The following is a 20,797-nucleotide window of genomic DNA, read 5'->3' on the forward strand; positions in this document are numbered from 1 at the left end:
GTGTAAAAACACTTAAATAACGAATAATGGTTTTTCTGATTTAATCTGTTTAAATTATCTTTTTAAATTTGGTTATCTTTGCATAAAGAAAGTATAGAAATGACGATTAAAGAAAATCAGCAGGAAATAATTGACGAATTTGCCTTTCTTGAAGACTGGGAACAAAAATATGAGTATATCATAGATTTGGGCAAAGAACTTAAAGGTCTTCCGGATGACAAAAAAACGGATGACAATCTGATAAAAGGTTGCCAGAGTAAAGTGTGGATTGATGCTGAGTTTAAAGATGGAAAACTTTTTTTCAACGCCGATTCTGACGGAATTCTTCCGAAAGGGATTGTTTCTTTGCTTGTTAGTATTTACAGCGGCCATTCTACTCAGGAAATTCTGGATTCCGATTTTGAATTTATTTCAGAAATCGGGTTGCAGGAATTTTTATCACCATCCAGAGCCAACGGTCTGATGGCGATGACGAAGCAAATCAAGTTCTATGCGGTTGCTTATCAGCTGAAATCATAAAAGTGATCAGAGTTTTAGCATATCGTTTTTCCGCCTTTGGAGATGTCGCAATGACAGTGCCTGTATTTCGTGAGATTCTGGAGCAAAATCCGGAGCTTGAAATTGTAATGGTAACAAGGAAAAATTTTAAAGATCTGTTTGCTGATCTTCCTAGGATGATTTTCAAAGGAATTGACCTTGATGACTATAAAGGTTTTTTGGGTCTTAGAAAATTGGCAAAAGAACTTATTGATGAATTTCAGCCAACTTATATTGCTGATCTTCACGATGTTATCCGTACAAAAATTTTAGATAAGATTTACGTAAGAAAAGGTCTCAAGGTTTTCAAAATTGACAAGGGCAAAGAAGAAAAAGAAGATCTTACGGATGTCTGGAATTTAGATAAAATGCAGCTCAAAAAAACTGTAGAAAGATATGCTGATGTTTTTCGTGAAATGGGTTTTACAGTTGAGCTTTCGCATAAACTTAGGTCAATCTGTCATGAAAAATCCGGAATTGGGTTTGCTCCGTTTGCACAGCATAAAGGGAAAATGCTTCCTCTGGAAAAATCATATGAACTTGTAAAAATCTTAGCAAAAAACCACACTATTTACTTTTTCGGCGGAGGCAAGAACGAAACGGAAACTCTGGTAAACTGGGAAAAACAAATCCCAAACACCAAAAGTTTAGCCGGAAAACTAAACCTTTCAGAGGAGCTTCAGAAGATTTCTCAGCTTGAAGTAATGATTTCGATGGATTCAGCTAATATGCATCTTGCCAGTATCGTAGGGACAAGATGTGTTTCAATTTGGGGCTCTACTCATCCGTTCGCAGGCTTTTTAGGCTTCGGGCAAAGTGAAGATGATGTAGTTCAGATCAATGACCTTACGTGTAGACCTTGCTCGGTATTTGGCGATAAAGAATGCTACCGAGGAGATTGGGCTTGCCTTGAGGAAATCAATGTTCAGAAAATCATCTACAAAATTTAATTGTATGAGGCTTTCTGTCTGTATTCCGGTTTTTAATTTTGATGTTCGGGAGCTCGTCTACGATCTCAAAAAAGAAATCGAAAGCAAGGATATAGATGCTGAGATCATTTTGATTGACGACGCTTCTGAAGATCAATTTAAGACCATTAACACAGAACTTATAAACAACGTCAGCGATTTCATTTTTCTCAAAAAAAACATCGGAAGATCTAAAATAAGGAACATGTTTTTGCAATTTGCAAGAGGCGATTATTTCCTTTTTCTGGATTGTGATGTAAAGATTGATGAGCATAATTTTCTTAGTATTTATTTAAATGAAATTGAAGAAAATAGTAGAGTAGAGGTAATCTATGGAAACTTTAAAATATCTCCTCTATTTTCGGATACACTGCGGAACAGATACTCTGTGGAACGGGAAATTTTTGCAGGAAACAGAACTGCAGATTTTTCAGTATTCAAAACAGTCAATTTTGTAATTAAAGCGGATGTTTTCGGGAGATTTTTATTCGAAGAAGAACTGGTCGATTACGGTTATGAAGATTATGTTTTTGCCAAAAAAATGGAGCTTAGTAAAGTGAACTTTTGTGCTATAAACAATCCTGTCATTCATATTGATGATACCTCAAATATTGTTTTTCTAAGAAAAACAGATACAGCGATCAATTCTTTACTTCATCTGTACCGAAGACGTGAAAACTATCAGTACATAAAAGATATTAAAGTTTTTATGGTTGCGAAAAGACTGAAAAAATTAGGATTAAGTAAGGCCTTTGTTTTCCTGTATAATTTATTTGAAAGAAGAATTGTTGAAAATCTTCTTTCAGAACACCCAAATCTTAGAAACTTAGATTTGTACAAGCTAGGTTTACTACTTAAAAGAATGCATTAAATTGTTTAAAAGTGCATTTTTAATCTTTAATATCTTATAAATTTTAAGACTAAGAATATATAAAATAAAAAACTCTCAGAATAATCTGAGAGTTTTTGTGGGCCCTGAGGGATTCGAACCCCCGACCCTCTGGGTGTAAACCAGATGCTCTGAACCAACTGAGCTAAGAGCCCTGAATTTTTTTGAAAGGTTTCAGTAAACCTTTGTGGGCCCTGAGGGATTCGAACCCCCGACCCTCTGGGTGTAAACCAGATGCTCTGAACCAACTGAGCTAAGAGCCCTAGACGATTTCTCGTTTTGAGTGGTGCAAATATACATACTTATTCTTTATCAGTCAAGTTTTTTTCTAAAAATTCTCCGACAACAAAATTACTTCCGCCAATAAAAACCATTTCTTCTTGCGTAGCTTCTTGTTTTGCAGAAAGATAGGCTTCTTGTACAGAATCAAAAATTTTATAAATTATTTTTGCATTAAGTAATAGATCTTCGTATTCTTCTGGGTGGCGGCCTCTGTTTATAGACGGTTTTGCAAAATAAAACTCAGAATTTTCCGGAAGAAGAGCCATTACGTCATCAATTTTCTTGTCATTAACAAAACCTAAAACAACGTGTTTGTGTTTAGCAATTAAATTTAATTGTGAAAAAACCTGCTCCAAGCCAGCCTGATTGTGGGCCGTATCACATATCGTCAACGGATTTTGTGAAAACTCGAACCATCGGCCAATAAAGCCTGTGTTTTTGTGAACACTAGACAAACCTCTTTCTAAATCAGCATCAGAAATTTTTAGATCTAATTGTTTTAGCTCTTCAATTATCGCCAGAACAACACGAATATTCTTTTTTTGATAATTACCTTTCAGATCAGAATTTAAATCTGATATTATTGGTGTGGCGTCAACAAATTTGGTATTTTCTTTTTCCGCTTTACGTTTAATAATATTTTTGATCGCTTCATTTTCTTCGCCAGAAATAATCGGAACCTTGTTTTTAATGATTCCTGCTTTTTCGAAAGCTATTTCTTCAATAGAATTTCCTAAAATATTCTGATGATCAAGCTGCACATTTGTAATTGCAGAAACTAATGGTTTAATGATATTCGTAGAGTCTAATCTTCCACCCAAACCTACTTCAATAATTGCGAAATCGACATTTTTCTGATGGAAATATTCAAATGCCATAATTGTTGTAAATTCAAAAAAAGAAGGTAAAATATCTTCAGGAAGAGTCTTAAGCTTTTGAATAAATTGAAAAACAAATTCTTTATCACAATTTTCACCATTAATTTTTATTCTTTCAGTAAAATCAATTAAATGTGGTGAGTTAAACAAGCCAATTTTATAACCTGATTCCTGAAGAACAGAAGCCAACATATTACTCGTAGAACCTTTCCCGTTCGTTCCGCCGATATGGATGCATTTTATCTTTTCTTGAGGGTTTCCAAAAAAATCACAAAGTCTGGTAATATTTTCAAGACCGGGTTTGTAGGCTTTTTCGCCATCAATCTGATAATTCGGAGCCTGAACGAAAAGCCAGTCGACAGCTTCCTGATATTTTTGGTTTGTCATAATGCAAAATTCTCAAAACTTTTAATAAAATGAAACAATATTTTTTTGAAATTGTAACTTTTTTGAAATTACTTCGTCTAATGGAGAAAAAGATACAATGAAAAAAGTTTTGATGATAATTTTAGGATTGTCTGGTCTTGGTCTAAGTGCACAGAAAAAATGGTCTTTGCGTGAATGCGTAGACTATGCAGTTGAGCACAATCTTCAGGTAATTCAAAATCAGTATTCAAAACAAATTCAGGATGTTAATCTTAAAATTGCACAAAATAACTACTTGCCGTCTGTCTCTGCCAATTTGGGAAACAGTGTAAGTTTTGGGCAGGCTTCGTTGGGAACAGGAAGTATCAGAAACGACAGATTCAGCAATAATGCAAATGTTTCTGCAGATATCCTGATCTACAATAACGGAAGGTTAGAAAAAACGGTCAGAAAAACTCAATTTGACGTTGAGGCAAGTCAGTATGATATCGAAACAATTAAAAACGATATTTCGCTTCAGATTGCTCAGCAATATTTAACCACTTTATTGAATAAAGAAATTGTAAAAATTTCTCAAAGTGCTACAGAAAATGCCAAAAAACAGTTTGATAGAGCAAAGATTACTACAGAAGTCGGAACCACAGCTCAGACCATTGTTGCAGAAGCTGAAGCGGCGTGGGCAAGAGAAAAACAAAATCTGAAAACTGCCGAAATTAATGTCGGGAGAAGTCTTTTTGCATTGGCGCAGCTTTTACAATTGGAAGATTATAAAGATTTTGATGTTGAAAATGTAGAAATCGGTGAGCAGCTGAGTCCACAATTAATCTCTGTTGATGACGTTTTAAATACCGCTTACGAAAGTCAGCCGCAGATAAAAGCAGCCGAAAGCAGAATTAAATCTGCTGTTGCACAGACAGAGGTTACAAGAACTGCATTTTGGCCTACGGTTACTGCAAGTGTTGGAGTAGGAAGCTTTTATAATAATTTGTTAAATACAAGCTTTTCAGGATCCGATCAGTTTGGAAATGCTACAAACGAACCCAATTTTTTCCGTCAGTACAAAGATAATTTTGGTCAACAAGGCGGTGTATCGGTTAATATTCCGATTTTCAATAAAGGAATTACAAAATTACAGGTAGAGCAGTCAAAAATCAATGAAAGTATTGCCAAGAATTCTTTGGATCAGCAGAAACAGGCTGTAAGACAGAACGTTCAGAAAGCTCAGTTTGATGTGGATGCAAATTATGAAATTTATCTTGCTGCAGCACAGGCCGAAAAAAGTACTAAACTAGCTATGGAATTTGCAGATAAAAGCTATGCAGCAGGAAGAGGAACAATTTATGATCTCAATATTGCCAGAAACAACTATGCAAATGCACAAGGTTCTGTAGAGCAGGCAAAATATAATTATCTCTTCAGTCTAAAATTATTAAATTTCTACGCAGGAATTCCACTAAGTTTGTAAAATGTCTATTCAGTCTTTAGAAAAATATTTGCCTCAAAACACGCTAAGTCACTTAAGGAATTGGTTTTCTGATTATTCTATTCATATAAAAATCACAAGAAACAGAAATTCTAAACTTGGAGATTACCGAAAACTGCGTGATCTTTCGCACGAGATTACCATCAACTCGACGTTACAGCCGCAACTTTTTTTCTTCGTACTCACCCACGAATTGGCGCATCTGATTGCTTTCGAGAAATATGGTCGCAGAATTTCACCTCACGGAAGCGAATGGAAGGAAACTTTCAGAATAATGCTTTTAGAAAGTATTGAAGTTTATGAAGATGATTTAAAACCAATTATCGTTAAATTTTCAAAGTCTCCAAAAGCAAACTTTATGTCATCTCCGGATCTGGTGAAATATTTTCACATTGAGAATCATGATGATGGAGAAATTTATATTGAAAGTCTCACAAAAGGAGATCACTTCTTATACCGCAACGAGAAGTATTTGTTGGAAGGTCTTATTAAAAAAAACTATCTTTGTCTTAATCTGGCTACAGGAAGAAAGTATTCTTTCAAACCTTTGGCAAGAGTGAAAAAATGCAGTTAAATATGTCAAAATCAGATAAATACTGTGTGATTATGGCGGGAGGAATCGGCAGTAGATTCTGGCCTCTCAGCACACAGAAATTCCCAAAACAGTTTCAGGATATATTAGGAACAGGCAGAACGATGATTCAGCAGACTTATGACAGAATAAGTAAAATGATTCCTGATGCCAATATATTTGTTATCACCAATACAGAATACGTAAGTCTTTCTCACCAGCAACTGCCGGAAATTCCAAAAGAAAATATTGTTGGGGAGCCTTTAATGAAAAATACCGCTGCCTGTAATCTTTATATGGCAAACAAAATAGCACAGATAAATCCTAACGCTACATTGGTTGTTTTGCCGGCTGATCATTTAATTCTGAAAGAAGATATTTTTTTAGAAAAGTTAGAACTCGCCTTTCAGCAGGCTTCAACTCATGACTATTTAGTGACTTTAGGAATTACGCCAACTCGTCCGGACACGGGTTACGGATATATTCAGTTTGTTGATAAAACGGGTTCAGACTATTTTAAAGTTAAAACATTTACAGAGAAACCTATTTTAGAATTGGCGAAAAGTTTCCTGGAGAGCGGCGACTTTCTCTGGAATGCCGGAATTTTTATCTGGAGTGTAAAATCTATTCAGAAAGCATTTGAAATGCATCTTCCTGAGATGACCCAGCAATTTACGGTATGCGAGTACAATGCAGATCACGAAAAAAGCTGCATTGAACTTATTTATCCAAAGCTTCAGAAAATTTCTATTGATAATGGAATTTTAGAAAAAGCAAAAAATGTATACGTTATTCCCGCAGATTTGGGATGGAGCGATCTTGGAACCTGGACTTCTGTTTTTGAGAACAGCGAAAAAGACGAAAATGAAAATTCCATCAATATAAAAACCGCATTGACTTACGATGCTGAAAGAAATATTATTCATGTGAAGAATAACAGCAGCAAAGCAATCGTCATCGACGGTTTAAAAGATTTCATCGTTGTAGACACCGAAAAAGTTCTTCTGATCTGCCCTAGAGAACATGATCAGTTGATTAAAGAATACGTTTTAGACCTGAAAAGTTTGAAAAAGGGAGATCAGTTCATGTAAAATCATGGCATAATTTCTGCCGCATTTTGGGTTATGGTAAAAAGTAAAGAAAAGATCAGCATTATTTTATTCCTGTTTATAGGAACTTTTCTTTTTTCTCAGGAAAAAAAGAAGTTCTTTAATACGCAAAATGTTCTGGCAAAAATTATTCCTAATGATAAGATTGATTTCTGGGCATTGATTCAGAATAATTACGGTAAAAATGAAGAACTCAAAACTTCAGGAACCAAGAAAGATTACACGCCTCAGTTTTCAGGTTTTAATATAACTCCCACTGAAGACAGTTTTTATTACATCGTCTATTCTAAAGGTGGAAACACCAGTTATATTACCGAAATTTCCGGACTTAGAGATTTTATTGGGAAAGTTGATAATGCTGAAGAGGCTGCACTTTCTGCTGTTTTGGATGGTTATATCATCGACGAGCAGTTTGTTGACGTGGCAGGAAATTATTATGAGGATAAAACCAATTACTACTTAGACCTGGGAAAAGTAACCTCAAAAGAATGTCCCTATGAAAAAAAACACTTTACGCTTACCGTAAATAAAGCAACAGCGCAGATTTCTCAGGTTAAAGAAAACGGAACCTATATTGAACTGTACACCAAAAAGTGTCCCAATAATCCTCGACTTTTAAAAATCGAAAAGAAAGAAGAAGAACCGAAAGATGAGCCAAAGAAAAAGCCTGTTAAAAAACGACGATAATACTTACGAAACTGAGAGACTGATCATTCGTCCGATGTCTCTGGATGATGCAGATCTTATTCTTGAGCTTTACAACATGCCAAAATTCATCAGATTTATTGGCGATAGAAATATCAGATCACTTTCTGATGCAGAAAATTATATTAAAGCTAAATTTCTTCCACAGTTTGAAAAAGTGGGTTTCGGAAACTATCTCATTGTTTTAAAAGAAGGAAATCTAAAAATCGGTGGTGTAGGAATTTTTGAGAAAGAAGGTCTGGATATTGTCGACATCGGTTTTTCTGTTTTGGAAAGATTTGAAGGCAAAGGATTGATGTTTGAAGCCGCAAAGAAAGTAAAATCAATCGGCATGGATGATTTTGGTTTAAAAAAGATTTCAGCAATTACAGTAAAAGACAATTTTTCTTCTCAGAAATTGATCGAAAGACTAGATTTAAAATTTAAAAAGTACGTCACGCTTCCCAATGAAACGGAGGAGCTGATGTATTATAAAACAGAATAACTAACCACTAATAACACAAATATTTTCACGAATAGACATTAAAAATTTGTGTCATCTGTGAAATATTAGTGTAATTTGTGTTTAAAACTAACCTTCCAAAATCTGGTCAGCCGCAGTTTTCGAAGTTACTTTTTCAATTACACGGGTACAGATTCCTTTTTCATCAAAAATAAAAGTAGTTCTTACAATTCCCATATAAGTTTTCCCAAACGTTTTTTTCTCTTGCCAAACCCCAAATTTCTCAATAATATCACGGTTTTCATCCGCAATGAGATCATAGGGAAATGCAAATTTATAATGAAAATTCTTTTGTTTTTTCACAGAGTCTCCGCTGATTCCCAAAAGCTGAAATCCATTTTTTTCCAACTGAGAATAATTATCGCTTAGGTTACAAGCTTCTACTGTGCAAGTTGGTGTATTCGCTTGGGGATAAAAGAAAATAACCAGTTTCTTTCCGATTAATTTTTTCGAACTTACAGTTTCTCCATTTTGATTGATTCCCTCAAAATCAGGTAATTTGTCTCCTGCTTTCAGCATAATGATTTATTTTTGTTCAAATTTAATGGTTTAAATGACAAAAAAGCAAAGAGCTGAGCTTATTCAGATAGAATTAGAAAAATTATATCCTACTGTACCGATTCCGTTGGAGCATACAGATCCTTTTACATTAATGGTTGCAGTGGCACTTTCGGCACAAACAACAGACAAAAAGGTGAATCAGGTGACGCCGGAACTTTTTGCCGTGGCAGGAACACCCCAAAGAATGGCCAAACTAGAGGAATTTCAGATTAAAGAACTCATCAAAGAAATAGGACTATCCAATATCAAGGCAAAAAACCTGAAAAGAATGGCAGAACTTCTTTTGGAAAGACACGATGGAATTGTCCCGCAAACCTACGAAGAACTGGAAGCTTTGCCGGGCGTTGGTCACAAAACCGCTTCTGTGGTAATGAGTCAAGGGTTCGGATTTCCCGCTTTTCCGGTTGATACACACATTCATAGGCTAATGACGCTCTGGAAACTTACTTCCGGTAAAAATGTTGTGGAGACGGAAAGAGATGCCAAAAATCTGTGGAAAGAAGAAGTCTGGAATAAGCTGCATCTTCAGATTATATTCTACGGACGAGAATATTCTCCCGCGAGAGGGAAAGGTGAGAAAGATTTTTTAACGAAAATGTTATTCGAAAAATAATAAAATTTTTAGCAGTCACAAAATTCCCCTCATTTGGAGGGGTGGCGAAAATTCAAAGAATTTTTGACGGGGTGGTTTGAGAATTAATAATTTAAAAACTACTCCACATCCAACAACCTTCTATGGTAATTAATCTGCCCCAAATGATAACTCAAATGCCCAAACAAATGAATCAGAAAATATTCTGTCGTCATTTTGTAACCTAGTGGCTCAATAGGATATTCTTTTGCTAAATCTTCTTCAGAAAGTTGATCAAGTGTTGAAATAACAACATTTAAAGTTTCTTCAACTTGTTTTATAAGTTCAGTTCTAGAGATATTTTTTAATGAAAATTCTTCTTCACGATTTCTTATATATCCCGATTTTCCAAGGATTGCTCCGAAGAAATGCTTAAGATTTCCCACTAAATGAAGGCAAAGATTTCCTCCGGAATTTAAAATGTTTTTATCAATTTTCCAAATTGCTTCTTCGTTTTGGTAGGATTCAATTTCTGTTTTTAACTTGTTTAAATCTCGTGTGTAGAGTGATTTTAGACTTTGTGTCATGATTTTTTAAAATTTTAATTTCGATGTTTTTATTTAACAATTGCTTTAAAATATCCTCTGAAATCTTTTGTAAAACCTTCAACTTTTGTATTGTAATTTATAAGACCATAAACGGTGTCTTTTTTCTGAAAATTATATTTATTTAAAATTAATTTTTGATAAACTGGTTTAGTTTTCATAAATTTTATTTCGCCATGTAAAGTTTTGGGATCAATATCTTTAATTAAAAAACGACCTCCAAATACCTTAACTAAAATTCCATTTCCGAAAAAGCCATTGTTGTTATTAAGTGAAATTTCTAATGTATCATTCTTTAAAGCAGACGAACACTTGTAATTATCCATAGGTAGAAACCCTGCAATTTGAACAATATAAGCAGTTCTTGTTTTACTTTCTAATTTTTCTTTTTTATAAAGTTTCAGTTCAGGATATTTTGAAAGCAACTTAATGGTATCATTTTGTGGAAGGTGTTGGTCGATGGAGAATTTTTCAAAAACCTGTTCGCCTTTCTTGTCTTTCTTACAACTTACAACAAATAAGCAGAAAATAAAAATGAATGAAAAATATAAAGTTTGTTTCATGGTTGAGTCTAAACAAATATAAAACAGATAAGTCACGAAAAATTATTTCGTGACTTATTTTTAAAAACTACTTCTGCTTCTTCGCCCAAAGTTCCATCTTCCTGTTCAGAACATCCAGAGGAAGACAACCCTGGCTTAAAAGTTCATCGTGAAATTTAGCCAGACTGAATTTATTTCCAAGCTGTTTCTGATACTGCTCTCTTAGTTCACGAATTCTCAACGAACCGATTTTATATCCTAAAGCTTGTCCGGGAATTGCCATATATCTTTCAACTTCCGCTGTTGCGCCGGCTTCATCATAAGCAATATTGCTTAGAAAATATTTAATAGCTTCTTCTCTGGTCATTTGACCGGTGTGAATTCCTGTGTCCACAACCAAACGGACAGCTCTCAACATCTGATCACTCAGATATCCCATTTTCTGGTAAGGATCGGTGTATAAACCGAATTCCGGACCTAAAGTTTCACAATAATGAGCCCAACCTTCACCGTAAGCTCCAAACCAGCCGAATCTCATAAACTTTGGAAGTTTTGTATTTTCCTGCTGAAGCGAGACCTGATAATGATGCCCAGGAATGGCTTCATGTAAAAAAAGAGATTCCATTCCTGAAGTAACGTTGAATTTTGATGGATCAGGAAGTGGCATATAGAAAATTCCCGGTCTTTTTCCGTCCGGCGTTCCCTGGATATATTCTGCACTTGCACTTGCTTCTCTGAATTTTTCAGTTTGTCTGATTTCAAATTTAGTTTTCGGTGTTACACTGAACATCGTTTTTAGTTTTGGAGTTATTTTAGCTAAAATTCCATTAAAACCGTCTAAAACTTCCTTCGATGTTTTGTAAGGCATCGCTTTTTTATCCGTCGTAACAGAAGTGATGAATTGTTCAAGGGTTGCTGTAAAACCGACTTCCTGTTTTACTTTCTCCATTTCAGCGCGAAGCATAGCAACCTGCTGTTGTCCGATTTTGTTAATTTCTTCAGGTGTTTTGTTGGTGGTTGTCCAGCTTTTTACATAAAATTTGTAAATGTTGTCTCCCTTTGGTAGACTATTGTAACCGTCTGTTTCTCTGGATTTAGGCAAATATTCTTTCTCTAAAAATTCTCCCATTTTTGTATAAGCAGGAATGATGTTTTTAGCAACTGCATCTTTATAAAGTTGAGTGAATTTCTCTTTTTGTTCAGCAGTAAAGTCTTTAGGAAAATTCTTCACAGGTCCGGAGAAGATATTTTTCTCAAAATCTGAAGTGATAATTTCTTCCGCTTTCATCTGTGGAATCATTTTCAGAACTAGTTTTCTCGGAAGAACAATTTTATTAGTCATTCCCTCACGGAAGTTTTCTGTAGCAGCAGTCATCCATTCCGGGAATTTCTCCATTCTTTTTAACCAATCTTCGTAATCTTTTTCGGTATTAAATGGTTGGCTTCCCTGTCCGCTTCCGTACAAAGGAAAACTCAGTGGTAATCCTTCAAACTGAGAAAAAGGAATGTATTCCGGATGGTAGCTGTATTTTTCGGTTTTATCTTTTAAAGTATAATCCAAAACGTCATAAACCACTTTATCTTCATCTGAAAGTGCTTTATAATCAACGTTTTCTAATTGTTTCTGAACAGAATTATAAAAAGCAATTTCTCCTGAAATAAAATCTTTATCAATATTGATCGGGAGCTGATCATTGTATCGTAAATCTCCTTGTGATGTTGCCTCAAGAGGATATAATTTAAGATATTGCTCATAATAATTTGCTGCAATAGAATCTAGATTGGTAGGCGTTACCTTGGTTAAAGGTGAATCTGTCTTTTTGCAGGAAACGACACAGGCTGCCAAACCTAATCCCAATACAACTTTTGATATGATATTTTTCATTTTAAATCTTTAAACAACAAAAATAAAGAATATTACCACAAGATTGATTTGAAGAATCGCTATTTATAAAAAAATACTTTTGAAAATATTTTAAACATTGGTACAATTTTTTATCTTTGCCTAAAGCGTTTAACAATCATAGTATTACAGTTCTTTTTTAAGAAATAATGAAAGGGATTTTAAAAATTTACCATCCGGACGAAACATTGAAGTACAATATAAAAAGCACTTACTGCAAGGCTGTTTATAGTAATCAAAAGCATTTTCTAGAAGTAGAAATCATTACGGATGACGGTTTAGATCATGTGGATGATGATTCATTGCAGTATAATTTTCCTCAGCTTTCTCTGGAGGTCATTGAGTTTCCTATAGAAACTGCTGAGATCGAAGGAAAAACTTTTGAGATCAATGATTCTGATGATGAAGTATATACAGAAGTAAATTTATTTGATGATGAAGATGCTTTTTTATACGACAACCAGCTTTGTTTTGAAAAAAACGAGCAAGACGAGCTCCAGGTGATCTGGAAGGGAAATATTGATGATTTTTATACAGGATCAGATAATCCGCTTCCTTTCAGACTGAAGTGCGAATTTACACCCGATGAAATTATTGTAGACGAAGACTAAAAAGTCTCGTAATAAGATCTAAATTTCTTTTCAAATTGTTATTTGGAAAGAAATTTGCTGTTTTTAGGCGAATAATTAATTTACAATCCATATTTTAAGCTTATTTTAAGATAAGTATTAATAATAATCCTTTATTTTTGTCGTTGAAACCATTATAAATAAACTAATTGATGCTGCTAACTGAACTTACTCAGATTTTATTTGCACAGGTTGCTGCGCCAACTGTGGTCGCTGAAAAACTTGAATTTTCATTTTGGGACATTCTGTTTCATGGAGGTGCTTTTGCTAAAATAGTAATGGCAACTGTTTTAGCACTTGGTGTTTTCTCAGTGTATCTTTTTTTCGAAAGGTTTTTCTATATCAAACGAATGACAGCAAAAACCGATTCTAACTTTATGAATAATATTGAAGATTTCATTAGAGACGGGAAAATTGATGCTGCGGCAGATTACTGTAAAACTCAGAACTCTCCTGAATCAAGAATTTTAGAAAAAGGAATTTCGAGATTGGGAAGACCTGTTTCAGATATCGTAAGCGCAATGGAATCTCAGGCTCAGATCGAGGTTGCCAACATGGAGAAAAACCTGAATCTTTTGGCGGTGGTACCAAGTATTGCACCGATGCTCGGGCTTTTGGGAACAGTGATCGGGATGATCATTGCTTTCTTTGATTTGTCTCATGCAGAGGGAGCTTTTTCTCCAAAAACATTGTCAGAAGGTATTTATACTGCTTTAGGGCAAACTGCTGTCGGTTTGGCAGTAGCAATTCCTGCCAACTTTTTCTACAATATTTTGTTGACGAGAATTGATAAGTTCGTCCTGAGAACACAGAATGTTTCAGGAGAATTTTTAGATTTAATTAATAAACCTTTGTAATATTCGAATATGAAGATTCAAAGAAGAAATAAAGCCCATCCGGAATTCAGCTTAGCGGCGATGACCGACGTTATTTTGCTGATGCTGATCTTTTTTATGATCACCTCTTCGGCAGCTAATCAAAGCGCGATTGACGTTAAGCTTCCTCAAACGGGAAGTGTGGAAGATAATATTCCGAATCCGATGACGGTAAGTGTAAAGCCAGACGGTTCATATTTCGTTGATGATAAACCAGTTGCAAGAGAATTGGTAGAACAGACGATTGTAAATGATCTGAACATTAAATCTGCAAAGTCATTTACCATCAGAGCAGATGAAAGTACGATGCATAAAGATGTGGTTTTCTTAATGGAAATTGCAGAGAAGCATAAACTGAATATCGCCATTGCAACGGTAAAAGAATAGAAGAAATGAGAGGTTACACGATTAATAGAGAAGAAGAAAAAAGAGACAAACTAAAGAGTGCCGTACTTTCTGCATTAATTTGGTCTGCCATTCTGTTGTTCGTTTTCATCTATAAAATGAAACCTACCGAGCGTCCTAAGGAAACCGAATTGGTAACCACGATGCTCGTAAATTTTGGGGACAACAGAAATGGTGCGGGAGTAGACGAACCAGCCAATCAGGAAGGAAGTTTGGCCGCAAAAGCAGAAGAAAATGCTCCTGAACCTTTGGAAAATGTAGTTTCTGAACCTAAAACAGTCATTACTCCAGATCCAAAACCTAAAGCGCGAAAGACTGATATTAAAGATAAAATTATTACAGGAAATAATTCTAAAGTTACGGCGCCGAAAAAGGAAGATTCAAAAACAAATAAAAAATCAACAGCAAGCTCGACTACAAAAACGAAAGCTAAAAGTTCTGCAACAACAGCCAATTCAAAAACAGGAAATGGTGACGGAAAAGGAACTGCGGCAATCGGAAATTTAATCAAAGGTCGTGGAACAAAAGCCGGAAGTCAGGGAACTGGTGACGGAATCGGAAATGATGGTGATCCGTTAGGCGGCGATGGAAACGGTGACAGCAAAGTAGGAATCGACAGAAGATTGGTCGGCTACATTCCCGGAACGATGGGTAGAGGTGGTGCGCAGCCAAGTCACAGTTGCTCGGCAGGTGGATCAATTACCATTTCCTACACTGTAGATAAAGCCGGAAATGTGGTTTCTGCAAGACGATCGGGCGGAGTTTCAGATCCATGTGTTGTTTCAACATCGGTTTCCTGGGTTAAGAAATATGTAAAGGCTGAGAGAGCCAGTGTTTCTTCTACAGGAACTTACAAGATTTCATTCTAAAAATACAAAAGCACTTTATTCAAGTGCTTTTTTTATTTCGTTGATCCTATTGATAATAGGAAGGGAGAATATTCCACTGGTCTGGAGATATAATTGATAAAAGACGATGGCTTTTTCTGAAAAATCTTTGTTGTCAGTTTCCTTTGCTTTGGCATAAAAAAGATGGCCCAAAAGTTCAAAATACGGAATGTGATGATTACTTTCCTTCTCATGAATCGATTGTGTAATTTCTTCAGCTGATTTTGAAGAAAGTTCATCAAAACTCATCTTAAAAGTATCGTTCATATTGGTGTCGAAAATTCTTTGCTGCTCGGAAATCGTTTCTTCATTTTCACCCAAGATTCTCTTGTTGAGAAATTCAGAAAATTGCTTCACAATGCGAAGAATGTAGTCTTTATCGTGTATCATATTTTTTATTTTTAAATTTATGCAAAAAACAAATACGCCAACAAAATTGCAGTAATTACCCCCACCAAATCAGCCAAAAGCATAGCAACAACTGTATATCTCGTATTCTTCACAGCTACAGCTCCGAAGTAAACTGCAATCACGTAAAATGTCGTATCTGAACTTCCCTGAAGAACTGCCGCCAATTTCCCTTGAAAACTATCTGCTCCAAAAGTTGCCATAGTATCCATCATCATTCCTCGTGCTCCGGAACCTGAAAGTGGTTTGATTAAAGCCGTTGGAAGTCCGTCAACAAATCTTGCGTCTAAATTCGCGGCGTTAACCACCCATTTCATTCCGTCGATAATCACTTCAAAAACTCCTGAAGTTCTTAAAAGCGAAATAGCAATAAGCATTCCCACCAAGTAAGGTATGATTTTTACACTCGTCGTAAAACCTTCTTTTGCTCCGTCAACGAATGCTTCAAAGACATTGATTTTTTTATAAAGTGCTCCGAGTACGATGGCTAAGAAGATAAAAAGAATCAATCCGTTACTTAAAACCTGACTGAAAATATCTAAATTTTCTTTGCTCAATCCTGTCAGATACCAAACAAGCAGTCCAACCAATAGGGAAATTCCGCCGACGTATGCCAAAAGTACAGGCTGCAAAAGATTTATTTTCTGATAAATTGAAACAATAATCATGGCCGCTAAAGTTGCCGCAAAGGTGGCAATCATGCAGTAAAGAAATATATCTGTAGGATTTTTCGAACCTGCAGAAGCTCTTAAAGCAATAATCGACACAGGAATTAAAGTCATTCCGCCTGCGTGAAGACAGAGGAACATAATTTGAGAATTGCTCGCCGTGTCTTTATTTGGATTTAAAGTCTGTAAGCTTTCCATTGCTTTCAATCCAAAAGGTGTTGCAGCATTATCCAAACCTAAAAGATTGGCGCTGAAATTCATCAGCATGTGCCCGAATGCCGGATGATTCTTGGGGATTTCAGGGAAAAGGCGCGAAAAAAATGGTTGAATTAATCTACTTAACAAATTGATTCCGCCTGCTTTTTCAGCAATACTCATGAATCCCATGAATAAAGCCATAATTCCAATTAAACCTAAGCAAATTTTCACAGCCGTTTCGGAAGTTCCAATGACGCCGTCAGCATCCTGAATACGATAAACATGAACATTTTGTTTCAGAGAATCGGTCTTGTAGTGAATTCTGCTATCTACAAAATCACTGTTTTTTGTTAAGTTCTCCTGAATCAAAGGTGAGAAAGAACCCATGTTTTGATTGGCAACTTTGATTGTATCACCGCCTTTTCCTACCACCATATCGTTGAAAATGGTTTTGTAATGGCTGGATGAGATGTATTTTATACTTGCAATTGCGATCGCGATGATGATGAAAGCCGACCAAATTCTGCTGAGAACCATTTGATTAAATTAATTGTTTAAACTTAGTTAAAAAATATTCAGAATACAAAAAGTGATGAAATATAATTTTTGTAGAGGTGAACAAATTTCTAGAATGACAAACTTTGCAGTAATGTAAGGAATTAAAAAATTACTTTTCATCCAAATAAACCAATTCTCCTTCAAAATCATCATCCAAGTTTTTCAAAACTTTTGCGTTGGCAGTTTTCTTTTTTAATTCTTCAATAAAAAAGTTCTTTTCAAAAAACTGACGGTGTATTCCGGGTAAAAGTTCCATAAAATAATCCATTCCTATCTTATTATTATGGAGATCCATCTTGGTTTCTAAAGGCTGATTTGGAAATAATTCTTCATGTAAATCTGTAATTTTCTTGCAGAAATCTAGCGCTTTTTCGGGAGAAGAAATTTTGCTGCAATACATCATAATCAGGCAGCACCACAACGAATGTCTGAAAGCATTTCCTTCGCCGTTTTTAGAAGCCGTTTTAGGATATAATCTTTGTGCAATAGAGAAAGCTTTTACTGTTGCATAAAAACTCAAAATAGAAAATAGAGGATGAGGTAAAACAGCAGATAAAAGCTTAAGAATTTTCTTAAAACTCATGCTTTTTATGGTGTTGAAAATCACTTTAAAAGTCCTCATAATTTAGCTGTTGGCAATTGGCTTATTGCTTTAAAATCAAGCCGTTTATATTTTAAAAATAGGTACTTAATTATTACCAATACTCAAATAAAAATCTCTCCCAAATTGAGAGAGATGATCTATTTTTTAGTTTAAATTTTAAGCTTTTGCCGCTAATAAATTCACTGTTTTAGAAACAACTTCTTTTATTTCTGTTCTTTTTACGATAAAATCTACAAAACCTTTTTCCTGCAAAAATTCTGAAGTCTGGAAACCTTCCGGTAAATCTCTACCAATGGTTTCACGGATAACTCTTGGTCCTGCAAACCCGATCAATGCTTTTGGTTCAGCCATAATAATGTCTGCGGTCATTGCAAAAGATGCGGTAATTCCACCAAAAGTCGGGTCACAAAGGTATGCGATGTATAAAAGTCCGGCCTCTGAAAGCTGAGCTAGTTTTGACTGTACTTTTGCCAACTGCATCAGAGAATACGTTGCTTCCTGCATTCTTGCACCTCCAGACTGACAGATAATCATGTATGGAAGCCTCTTTTCGATACAGTAATCAATCGCTCTTCTGATTTTTTCGCCCATTACAGAACCCAAAGATCCTCCGATGAATGCAAAATCCATACAAGAAACTACCATTTCGGTTCCGTTTACAGTTCCAACTCCGTTTCTGATAGAATCTGTAAGTTTCGTTTTGGCTTTTACTTCTTTCAGACGGTCAGTATAGGATTTAGTATCCTTAAACTGAAGCATGTCGATACTTTCAACATTCGCATCAAGCTCGGTGAATTTTCCCTCGTCAAAAAGAATACTGAAAAATTCAGCACTGCCTATTCTTACATGAAATCCGTCTTCAGGAGAAACATAATTGTTTCTTTTAAGTTCATCGTGTTCTACAACTTTTCCTGACGGAGTCTGGTGCCAAAGACCTTTTGGTACATCTTTTTTATCGTCAGTAGAAGTGGTAATATTCTGTGCTTTTCTTTTAAACCAGTCGAATGCCATTTATGAAATTTTAGATTTAGATTTCGGATTACAGATTAAAAAATAATTTAAAATCTATAACCCAAAATTTATAATTTATTTAAGCGTATTTACGTTATTTAAATCTTCAAATGCTCTTACCAATCTCTTAGAGAAAGTTTCTTCACCTTTTCTTACCCAAACTCTTGGATCATAGAATTTTTTATTAGGCTTTTCTTCTCCGTCAGGATTTCCGATTTGAGTTCTCAGATATTCTACATTGTCTACCATATAATCTCTGATCCCTTCTGTGTAAGCGAACTGAAGATCGGTATCAATATTCATCTTAATTACCCCATAATCAATCGCTTCTCTGATTTCTTCTAAAGTAGAACCTGAACCACCGTGGAATACAAAATTAATCGGCTTATCAGCAGTTCCGAATTTCTCCTGAACAAATTTCTGAGAATTGTCTAAGATTTTCGGAGTCAAAACTACGTTTCCTGATTTGTAAACTCCGTGTACGTTTCCGAAAGCTGCTGCAATGGTGAAGTTGTCAGAAATTGCTTTCAGTTTTTCGTAAGTATAAGCTACATCTTCAGGCTGAGTGTATAATTTAGAATTGTCGATATCAGAATTGTCAACTCCATCTTCTTCACCTCCTGTTACTCCGATTTCTACTTCTAAAGTCATCTGCATTTTTGCCATTCTTTCGAAATATTCAGCAGAAATCTCAAGGTTTTCTTCCAATGATTCTTCAGAAAGATCAAGCATATGAGAAGAGTAAAGAGATTTTCCGGTCTGCTTGAAGAATTCTTCATTCGCTTCCATCAAACCATCGATCCAAGGCAAAAGTTTTTTTGCAGCGTGATCGGTATGTAAAATTACTGTTGCTCCGTAAGCCTCAGCAAGGGTATGAATATGTCTAGCTCCTGCGATACCACCTAGAATAGCTGATTTCTGAGCGTCATTGCTTAGTCCTTTTCCAGCGTTGAAAGATGCTCCACCGTTAGAAAACTGAATGATTACAGGTGAGTTTAATTTTGCTGCAGTTTCCATTACTGCATTTACGTTGCTAGAACCGATTACGTTCACTGCAGGCAATGCAAATTTGTTCTCTTTAGCGTGCTGAAAAATATCTGTAACTAACTGACCTGTGGCAACTCCTGCCGGGAAAATTCTGCTCATGTTTACTTTATTATAATATTAGGATGTTTTTTGAAAATTCTTGTAAAGGTAATAATTTTTGAGAAATTACTAATTTCTTTTATCTCGTCCCCAAAGTAGCTTTTGACGGATGGTTTCGTAGAAGCTTAAATTATTCGGCTGTACCAGCAATAGCTGAAAACTCGCCTTCCTGATCACAATTTCTTTATCAGTCTCAATGTGAATTAATCTTGAATCTAATGAAAGAGAATATTGAGGAACTCTGCTTTCTACTTTAAATTTAATTTCTACTTTATCGTTAACAACCAGAGGTCTTACATTTAAATTATGTGGGGCAATCGGAGTGATGACAAAGTTTTCGTTATTGGGAGAAATAATTGGGCCGCCACAACTTAAAGAATAAGCCGTAGAACCTGTTGGTGTAGAAACAATCACGCCGTCACCCCAGAAAACGTTTAGAAATTCATTGTTGATATAAGAGTCAACCGTCACCATCGAGGTAGTTTCCTTTCTCGAAATCGTCACGTCATTTAAAGCATACGGAAAAAATTCATCTGATTTTGGTGAAACAACTTCAATTACTGATCTTCGGCTGGTTTTTACATCACCTTTTAAAATAGAATCTAATTCTTTGAACGCTTCTTCTTTGGTAAAACTTGCCAAAAAGCCAAGTCTTCCGGTATTTACACCAACAACAGGAATTTCGAGATCTTCAATAAAAGTCAACGAATTTACAATCGTTCCATCGCCGCCAAAAGTGAAGAAAAGATCTATCTCTTTGTCGATAAGATCCTGTTTGTTGCCAAAAGTCTCAAATATTTTTGAAAATTGAAGCGCTTCTGCCATTTCGTCAAACAAAACAGATTTTACGCCTCTGCTTTCCAATTCAGAAATAAATTTGCTTAAGTATAAAAAAGTATCAAGATCTTTTTTCTGAGAATATATGGCTGCCTTCAT

General features: G+C 35.3%; 24 protein-coding genes and 2 tRNA genes. 13 read left to right on the forward strand and 13 right to left on the reverse strand.

Translation table 11 applies throughout. The annotated features are described in order from the left end of the window. Positions 1-99 precede the first annotated feature (99 nt). From PGH12_RS12785 to PGH12_RS12795, 3 genes are read left to right on the forward strand one after another with little or no spacing between them, the layout of a single operon-like run. Positions 100-519: a SufE family protein gene (locus PGH12_RS12785; protein WP_047443313.1), complete on the forward strand. Its 420-nt coding sequence runs from the start codon at positions 100-102 to the stop codon at positions 517-519. A gap of 5 nt (positions 520-524) precedes the next feature. Further along, a complete protein-coding gene (locus tag PGH12_RS12790; RefSeq protein ID WP_267596931.1) occupies positions 525-1,487 on the forward strand; it encodes a glycosyltransferase family 9 protein in 963 nt (320 codons plus the stop codon). Positions 1,488-1,491: 4 nt separating this feature from the next. Next, entirely contained in the window at positions 1,492-2,376 is an 885-nt protein-coding gene (locus PGH12_RS12795; RefSeq protein ID WP_267596499.1) for a glycosyltransferase family 2 protein, read from the forward strand. 98 nt (positions 2,377-2,474) lie between these two features. On the opposite strand, the gene PGH12_RS12800 is transcribed toward PGH12_RS12795, so the two are convergent. From PGH12_RS12800 to PGH12_RS12810, 3 genes are all read right to left on the reverse strand, one after another. Beyond that, positions 2,475-2,549, reverse strand: a tRNA-Val gene (locus PGH12_RS12800). Between the two features lie 33 nt (positions 2,550-2,582). Beyond that, a tRNA-Val gene (locus tag PGH12_RS12805) sits at positions 2,583-2,657 on the reverse strand. A gap of 39 nt (positions 2,658-2,696) precedes the next feature. Continuing rightward, a complete protein-coding gene (locus tag PGH12_RS12810) occupies positions 2,697-3,941 on the reverse strand; it encodes a bifunctional folylpolyglutamate synthase/dihydrofolate synthase (RefSeq protein WP_267596498.1) in 1,245 nt (414 codons plus the stop codon). Positions 3,942-4,038: 97 nt separating this feature from the next. On the opposite strand from PGH12_RS12810, the gene PGH12_RS12815 reads away from it, so the two are divergent. Genes PGH12_RS12815 through PGH12_RS12835 form a run of 5 tightly spaced genes read left to right on the forward strand, consistent with a single transcriptional unit; the run spans position 4,039 to position 8,272 of the window. Further along, on the forward strand, positions 4,039-5,385 hold the full coding sequence (locus PGH12_RS12815) for a TolC family protein (RefSeq protein WP_267596497.1): 1,347 nt from the start codon (positions 4,039-4,041) through the stop codon (positions 5,383-5,385). 1 nt (position 5,386) lies between these two features. After that, positions 5,387-5,977 (forward strand): SprT-like domain-containing protein, encoded by a 591-nt coding sequence (locus PGH12_RS12820; RefSeq protein ID WP_267596495.1) that lies wholly within the window; start codon positions 5,387-5,389, stop codon positions 5,975-5,977. Between the two features lie 2 nt (positions 5,978-5,979). Then, positions 5,980-7,065: a mannose-1-phosphate guanylyltransferase gene (locus tag PGH12_RS12825; protein ID WP_267596494.1), complete on the forward strand. Its 1,086-nt coding sequence runs from the start codon at positions 5,980-5,982 to the stop codon at positions 7,063-7,065. A gap of 33 nt (positions 7,066-7,098) precedes the next feature. Beyond that, positions 7,099-7,770 carry a hypothetical protein gene (locus tag PGH12_RS12830; RefSeq protein WP_267596492.1) on the forward strand — a complete coding sequence of 224 codons (672 nt, stop codon included), beginning with the start codon at positions 7,099-7,101 and terminating at the stop codon, positions 7,768-7,770. Next, positions 7,733-8,272, forward strand: a complete 540-nt coding sequence (locus PGH12_RS12835; protein ID WP_267596491.1) for a GNAT family N-acetyltransferase — start codon at positions 7,733-7,735, stop codon at positions 8,270-8,272. Before PGH12_RS12830 ends, PGH12_RS12835 begins: the two co-directional genes overlap by 38 nt. An 87-nt stretch (positions 8,273-8,359) precedes the next feature. Here PGH12_RS12835 and bcp read toward each other — a convergent pair whose 3' ends face one another. Continuing rightward, positions 8,360-8,809 (reverse strand): thioredoxin-dependent thiol peroxidase, encoded by a 450-nt coding sequence (gene bcp / locus PGH12_RS12840; RefSeq protein WP_267596490.1) that lies wholly within the window; start codon positions 8,807-8,809, stop codon positions 8,360-8,362. Positions 8,810-8,843: 34 nt separating this feature from the next. Between bcp and PGH12_RS12845 the strand changes: the two genes are divergently transcribed. Continuing rightward, complete coding sequence (locus tag PGH12_RS12845; protein WP_267596488.1) at positions 8,844-9,464, forward strand: endonuclease III domain-containing protein; 621 nt, start codon at positions 8,844-8,846, stop codon at positions 9,462-9,464. A 98-nt stretch (positions 9,465-9,562) separates the two neighbouring features. Here the strand turns inward: PGH12_RS12845 and PGH12_RS12850 are convergent, their stop codons facing one another. The 3 genes from PGH12_RS12850 to PGH12_RS12860 all read right to left on the reverse strand — a co-directional run bounded on the left by PGH12_RS12850 (position 9,563) and on the right by PGH12_RS12860 (position 12,454). Continuing rightward, the gene (locus tag PGH12_RS12850) at positions 9,563-10,009 is read right to left on the reverse strand and encodes a DinB family protein (protein WP_267596487.1); all 447 of its coding nucleotides are present in this window, start codon (positions 10,007-10,009) and stop codon (positions 9,563-9,565) included. A 29-nt stretch (positions 10,010-10,038) separates the two neighbouring features. Beyond that, positions 10,039-10,590 (reverse strand): hypothetical protein, encoded by a 552-nt coding sequence (locus PGH12_RS12855; protein WP_267596486.1) that lies wholly within the window; start codon positions 10,588-10,590, stop codon positions 10,039-10,041. Between the two features lie 67 nt (positions 10,591-10,657). After that, positions 10,658-12,454: a DUF885 domain-containing protein gene (locus PGH12_RS12860; protein ID WP_267596485.1), complete on the reverse strand. Its 1,797-nt coding sequence runs from the start codon at positions 12,452-12,454 to the stop codon at positions 10,658-10,660. A gap of 167 nt (positions 12,455-12,621) precedes the next feature. Between PGH12_RS12860 and PGH12_RS12865 the strand changes: the two genes are divergently transcribed. From PGH12_RS12865 to PGH12_RS12880, 4 genes are all read left to right on the forward strand, one after another. Then, positions 12,622-13,083 carry a hypothetical protein gene (locus tag PGH12_RS12865; protein ID WP_267596484.1) on the forward strand — a complete coding sequence of 154 codons (462 nt, stop codon included), beginning with the start codon at positions 12,622-12,624 and terminating at the stop codon, positions 13,081-13,083. 170 nt (positions 13,084-13,253) lie between these two features. Continuing rightward, on the forward strand, positions 13,254-13,958 hold the full coding sequence (locus PGH12_RS12870) for a MotA/TolQ/ExbB proton channel family protein (RefSeq protein ID WP_267596483.1): 705 nt from the start codon (positions 13,254-13,256) through the stop codon (positions 13,956-13,958). Positions 13,959-13,967: 9 nt separating this feature from the next. Then, on the forward strand, positions 13,968-14,363 hold the full coding sequence (locus PGH12_RS12875) for an ExbD/TolR family protein (protein ID WP_267596482.1): 396 nt from the start codon (positions 13,968-13,970) through the stop codon (positions 14,361-14,363). Positions 14,364-14,368: 5 nt separating this feature from the next. Further along, positions 14,369-15,250: a ferric siderophore ABC transporter substrate-binding protein gene (locus PGH12_RS12880; protein ID WP_267596481.1), complete on the forward strand. Its 882-nt coding sequence runs from the start codon at positions 14,369-14,371 to the stop codon at positions 15,248-15,250. Positions 15,251-15,265: 15 nt separating this feature from the next. Here PGH12_RS12880 and PGH12_RS12885 read toward each other — a convergent pair whose 3' ends face one another. The 6 genes from PGH12_RS12885 to PGH12_RS12910 form a co-directional block, all read right to left on the reverse strand. Then, entirely contained in the window at positions 15,266-15,658 is a 393-nt protein-coding gene (locus PGH12_RS12885) for a hypothetical protein (RefSeq protein WP_267596480.1), read from the reverse strand. A 17-nt stretch (positions 15,659-15,675) separates the two neighbouring features. Next, on the reverse strand, positions 15,676-17,079 hold the full coding sequence (locus PGH12_RS12890; protein ID WP_267596479.1) for a spore maturation protein: 1,404 nt from the start codon (positions 17,077-17,079) through the stop codon (positions 15,676-15,678). A gap of 130 nt (positions 17,080-17,209) precedes the next feature. Next, entirely contained in the window at positions 17,210-17,722 is a 513-nt protein-coding gene (locus PGH12_RS12895) for a DUF6973 domain-containing protein (RefSeq protein ID WP_267596478.1), read from the reverse strand. A gap of 138 nt (positions 17,723-17,860) precedes the next feature. Further along, positions 17,861-18,715: an acetyl-CoA carboxylase, carboxyltransferase subunit beta gene (accD, locus tag PGH12_RS12900; protein ID WP_267596477.1), complete on the reverse strand. Its 855-nt coding sequence runs from the start codon at positions 18,713-18,715 to the stop codon at positions 17,861-17,863. Positions 18,716-18,790: 75 nt separating this feature from the next. Next, a complete protein-coding gene (gene fbaA, locus PGH12_RS12905) occupies positions 18,791-19,861 on the reverse strand; it encodes a class II fructose-bisphosphate aldolase (protein ID WP_267596476.1) in 1,071 nt (356 codons plus the stop codon). Between the two features lie 69 nt (positions 19,862-19,930). Further along, positions 19,931-20,797 (reverse strand): NAD kinase, encoded by an 867-nt coding sequence (locus PGH12_RS12910; RefSeq protein ID WP_267596475.1) that lies wholly within the window; start codon positions 20,795-20,797, stop codon positions 19,931-19,933.

Origin of the sequence: Chryseobacterium sp. CY350, assembly GCF_027945075.1 — a bacterium.
Classification (GTDB): Bacteria; Bacteroidota; Bacteroidia; order Flavobacteriales; family Weeksellaceae; genus Chryseobacterium.

Bases quoted from the DNA above. Each gene is read 5' to 3' on its own strand.
- PGH12_RS12785 (WP_047443313.1), top strand. From the start codon at position 100: ATGACGATTAAAGAAAATCAGCAGGAAATAATTGACGAATTTGCCTTT.
- PGH12_RS12795 (WP_267596499.1), top strand. From the start codon at position 1,492: ATGAGGCTTTCTGTCTGTATTCCGGTTTTTAATTTTGATGTTCGGGAG.
- PGH12_RS12810 (WP_267596498.1), bottom strand. From the start codon at position 3,941: ATGACAAACCAAAAATATCAGGAAGCTGTCGACTGGCTTTTCGTTCAG.
- PGH12_RS12815 (WP_267596497.1), top strand. From the start codon at position 4,039: ATGAAAAAAGTTTTGATGATAATTTTAGGATTGTCTGGTCTTGGTCTA.
- PGH12_RS12820 (WP_267596495.1), top strand. From the start codon at position 5,387: ATGTCTATTCAGTCTTTAGAAAAATATTTGCCTCAAAACACGCTAAGT.
- PGH12_RS12825 (WP_267596494.1), top strand. From the start codon at position 5,980: ATGTCAAAATCAGATAAATACTGTGTGATTATGGCGGGAGGAATCGGC.
- PGH12_RS12830 (WP_267596492.1), top strand. From the start codon at position 7,099: ATGGTAAAAAGTAAAGAAAAGATCAGCATTATTTTATTCCTGTTTATA.
- PGH12_RS12835 (WP_267596491.1), top strand. From the start codon at position 7,733: ATGAGCCAAAGAAAAAGCCTGTTAAAAAACGACGATAATACTTACGAA.
- bcp (WP_267596490.1), bottom strand. From the start codon at position 8,809: ATGCTGAAAGCAGGAGACAAATTACCTGATTTTGAGGGAATCAATCAA.
- PGH12_RS12845 (WP_267596488.1), top strand. From the start codon at position 8,844: ATGACAAAAAAGCAAAGAGCTGAGCTTATTCAGATAGAATTAGAAAAA.
- PGH12_RS12850 (WP_267596487.1), bottom strand. From the start codon at position 10,009: ATGACACAAAGTCTAAAATCACTCTACACACGAGATTTAAACAAGTTA.
- PGH12_RS12855 (WP_267596486.1), bottom strand. From the start codon at position 10,590: ATGAAACAAACTTTATATTTTTCATTCATTTTTATTTTCTGCTTATTT.
- PGH12_RS12860 (WP_267596485.1), bottom strand. From the start codon at position 12,454: ATGAAAAATATCATATCAAAAGTTGTATTGGGATTAGGTTTGGCAGCC.
- PGH12_RS12865 (WP_267596484.1), top strand. From the start codon at position 12,622: ATGAAAGGGATTTTAAAAATTTACCATCCGGACGAAACATTGAAGTAC.
- PGH12_RS12870 (WP_267596483.1), top strand. From the start codon at position 13,254: ATGCTGCTAACTGAACTTACTCAGATTTTATTTGCACAGGTTGCTGCG.
- PGH12_RS12875 (WP_267596482.1), top strand. From the start codon at position 13,968: ATGAAGATTCAAAGAAGAAATAAAGCCCATCCGGAATTCAGCTTAGCG.
- PGH12_RS12880 (WP_267596481.1), top strand. From the start codon at position 14,369: ATGAGAGGTTACACGATTAATAGAGAAGAAGAAAAAAGAGACAAACTA.
- PGH12_RS12885 (WP_267596480.1), bottom strand. From the start codon at position 15,658: ATGATACACGATAAAGACTACATTCTTCGCATTGTGAAGCAATTTTCT.
- PGH12_RS12890 (WP_267596479.1), bottom strand. From the start codon at position 17,079: ATGGTTCTCAGCAGAATTTGGTCGGCTTTCATCATCATCGCGATCGCA.
- PGH12_RS12895 (WP_267596478.1), bottom strand. From the start codon at position 17,722: ATGAGGACTTTTAAAGTGATTTTCAACACCATAAAAAGCATGAGTTTT.
- accD (WP_267596477.1), bottom strand. From the start codon at position 18,715: ATGGCATTCGACTGGTTTAAAAGAAAAGCACAGAATATTACCACTTCT.
- fbaA (WP_267596476.1), bottom strand. From the start codon at position 19,861: ATGAGCAGAATTTTCCCGGCAGGAGTTGCCACAGGTCAGTTAGTTACA.
- PGH12_RS12910 (WP_267596475.1), bottom strand. From the start codon at position 20,797: ATGAAGGCAGCCATATATTCTCAGAAAAAAGATCTTGATACTTTTTTA.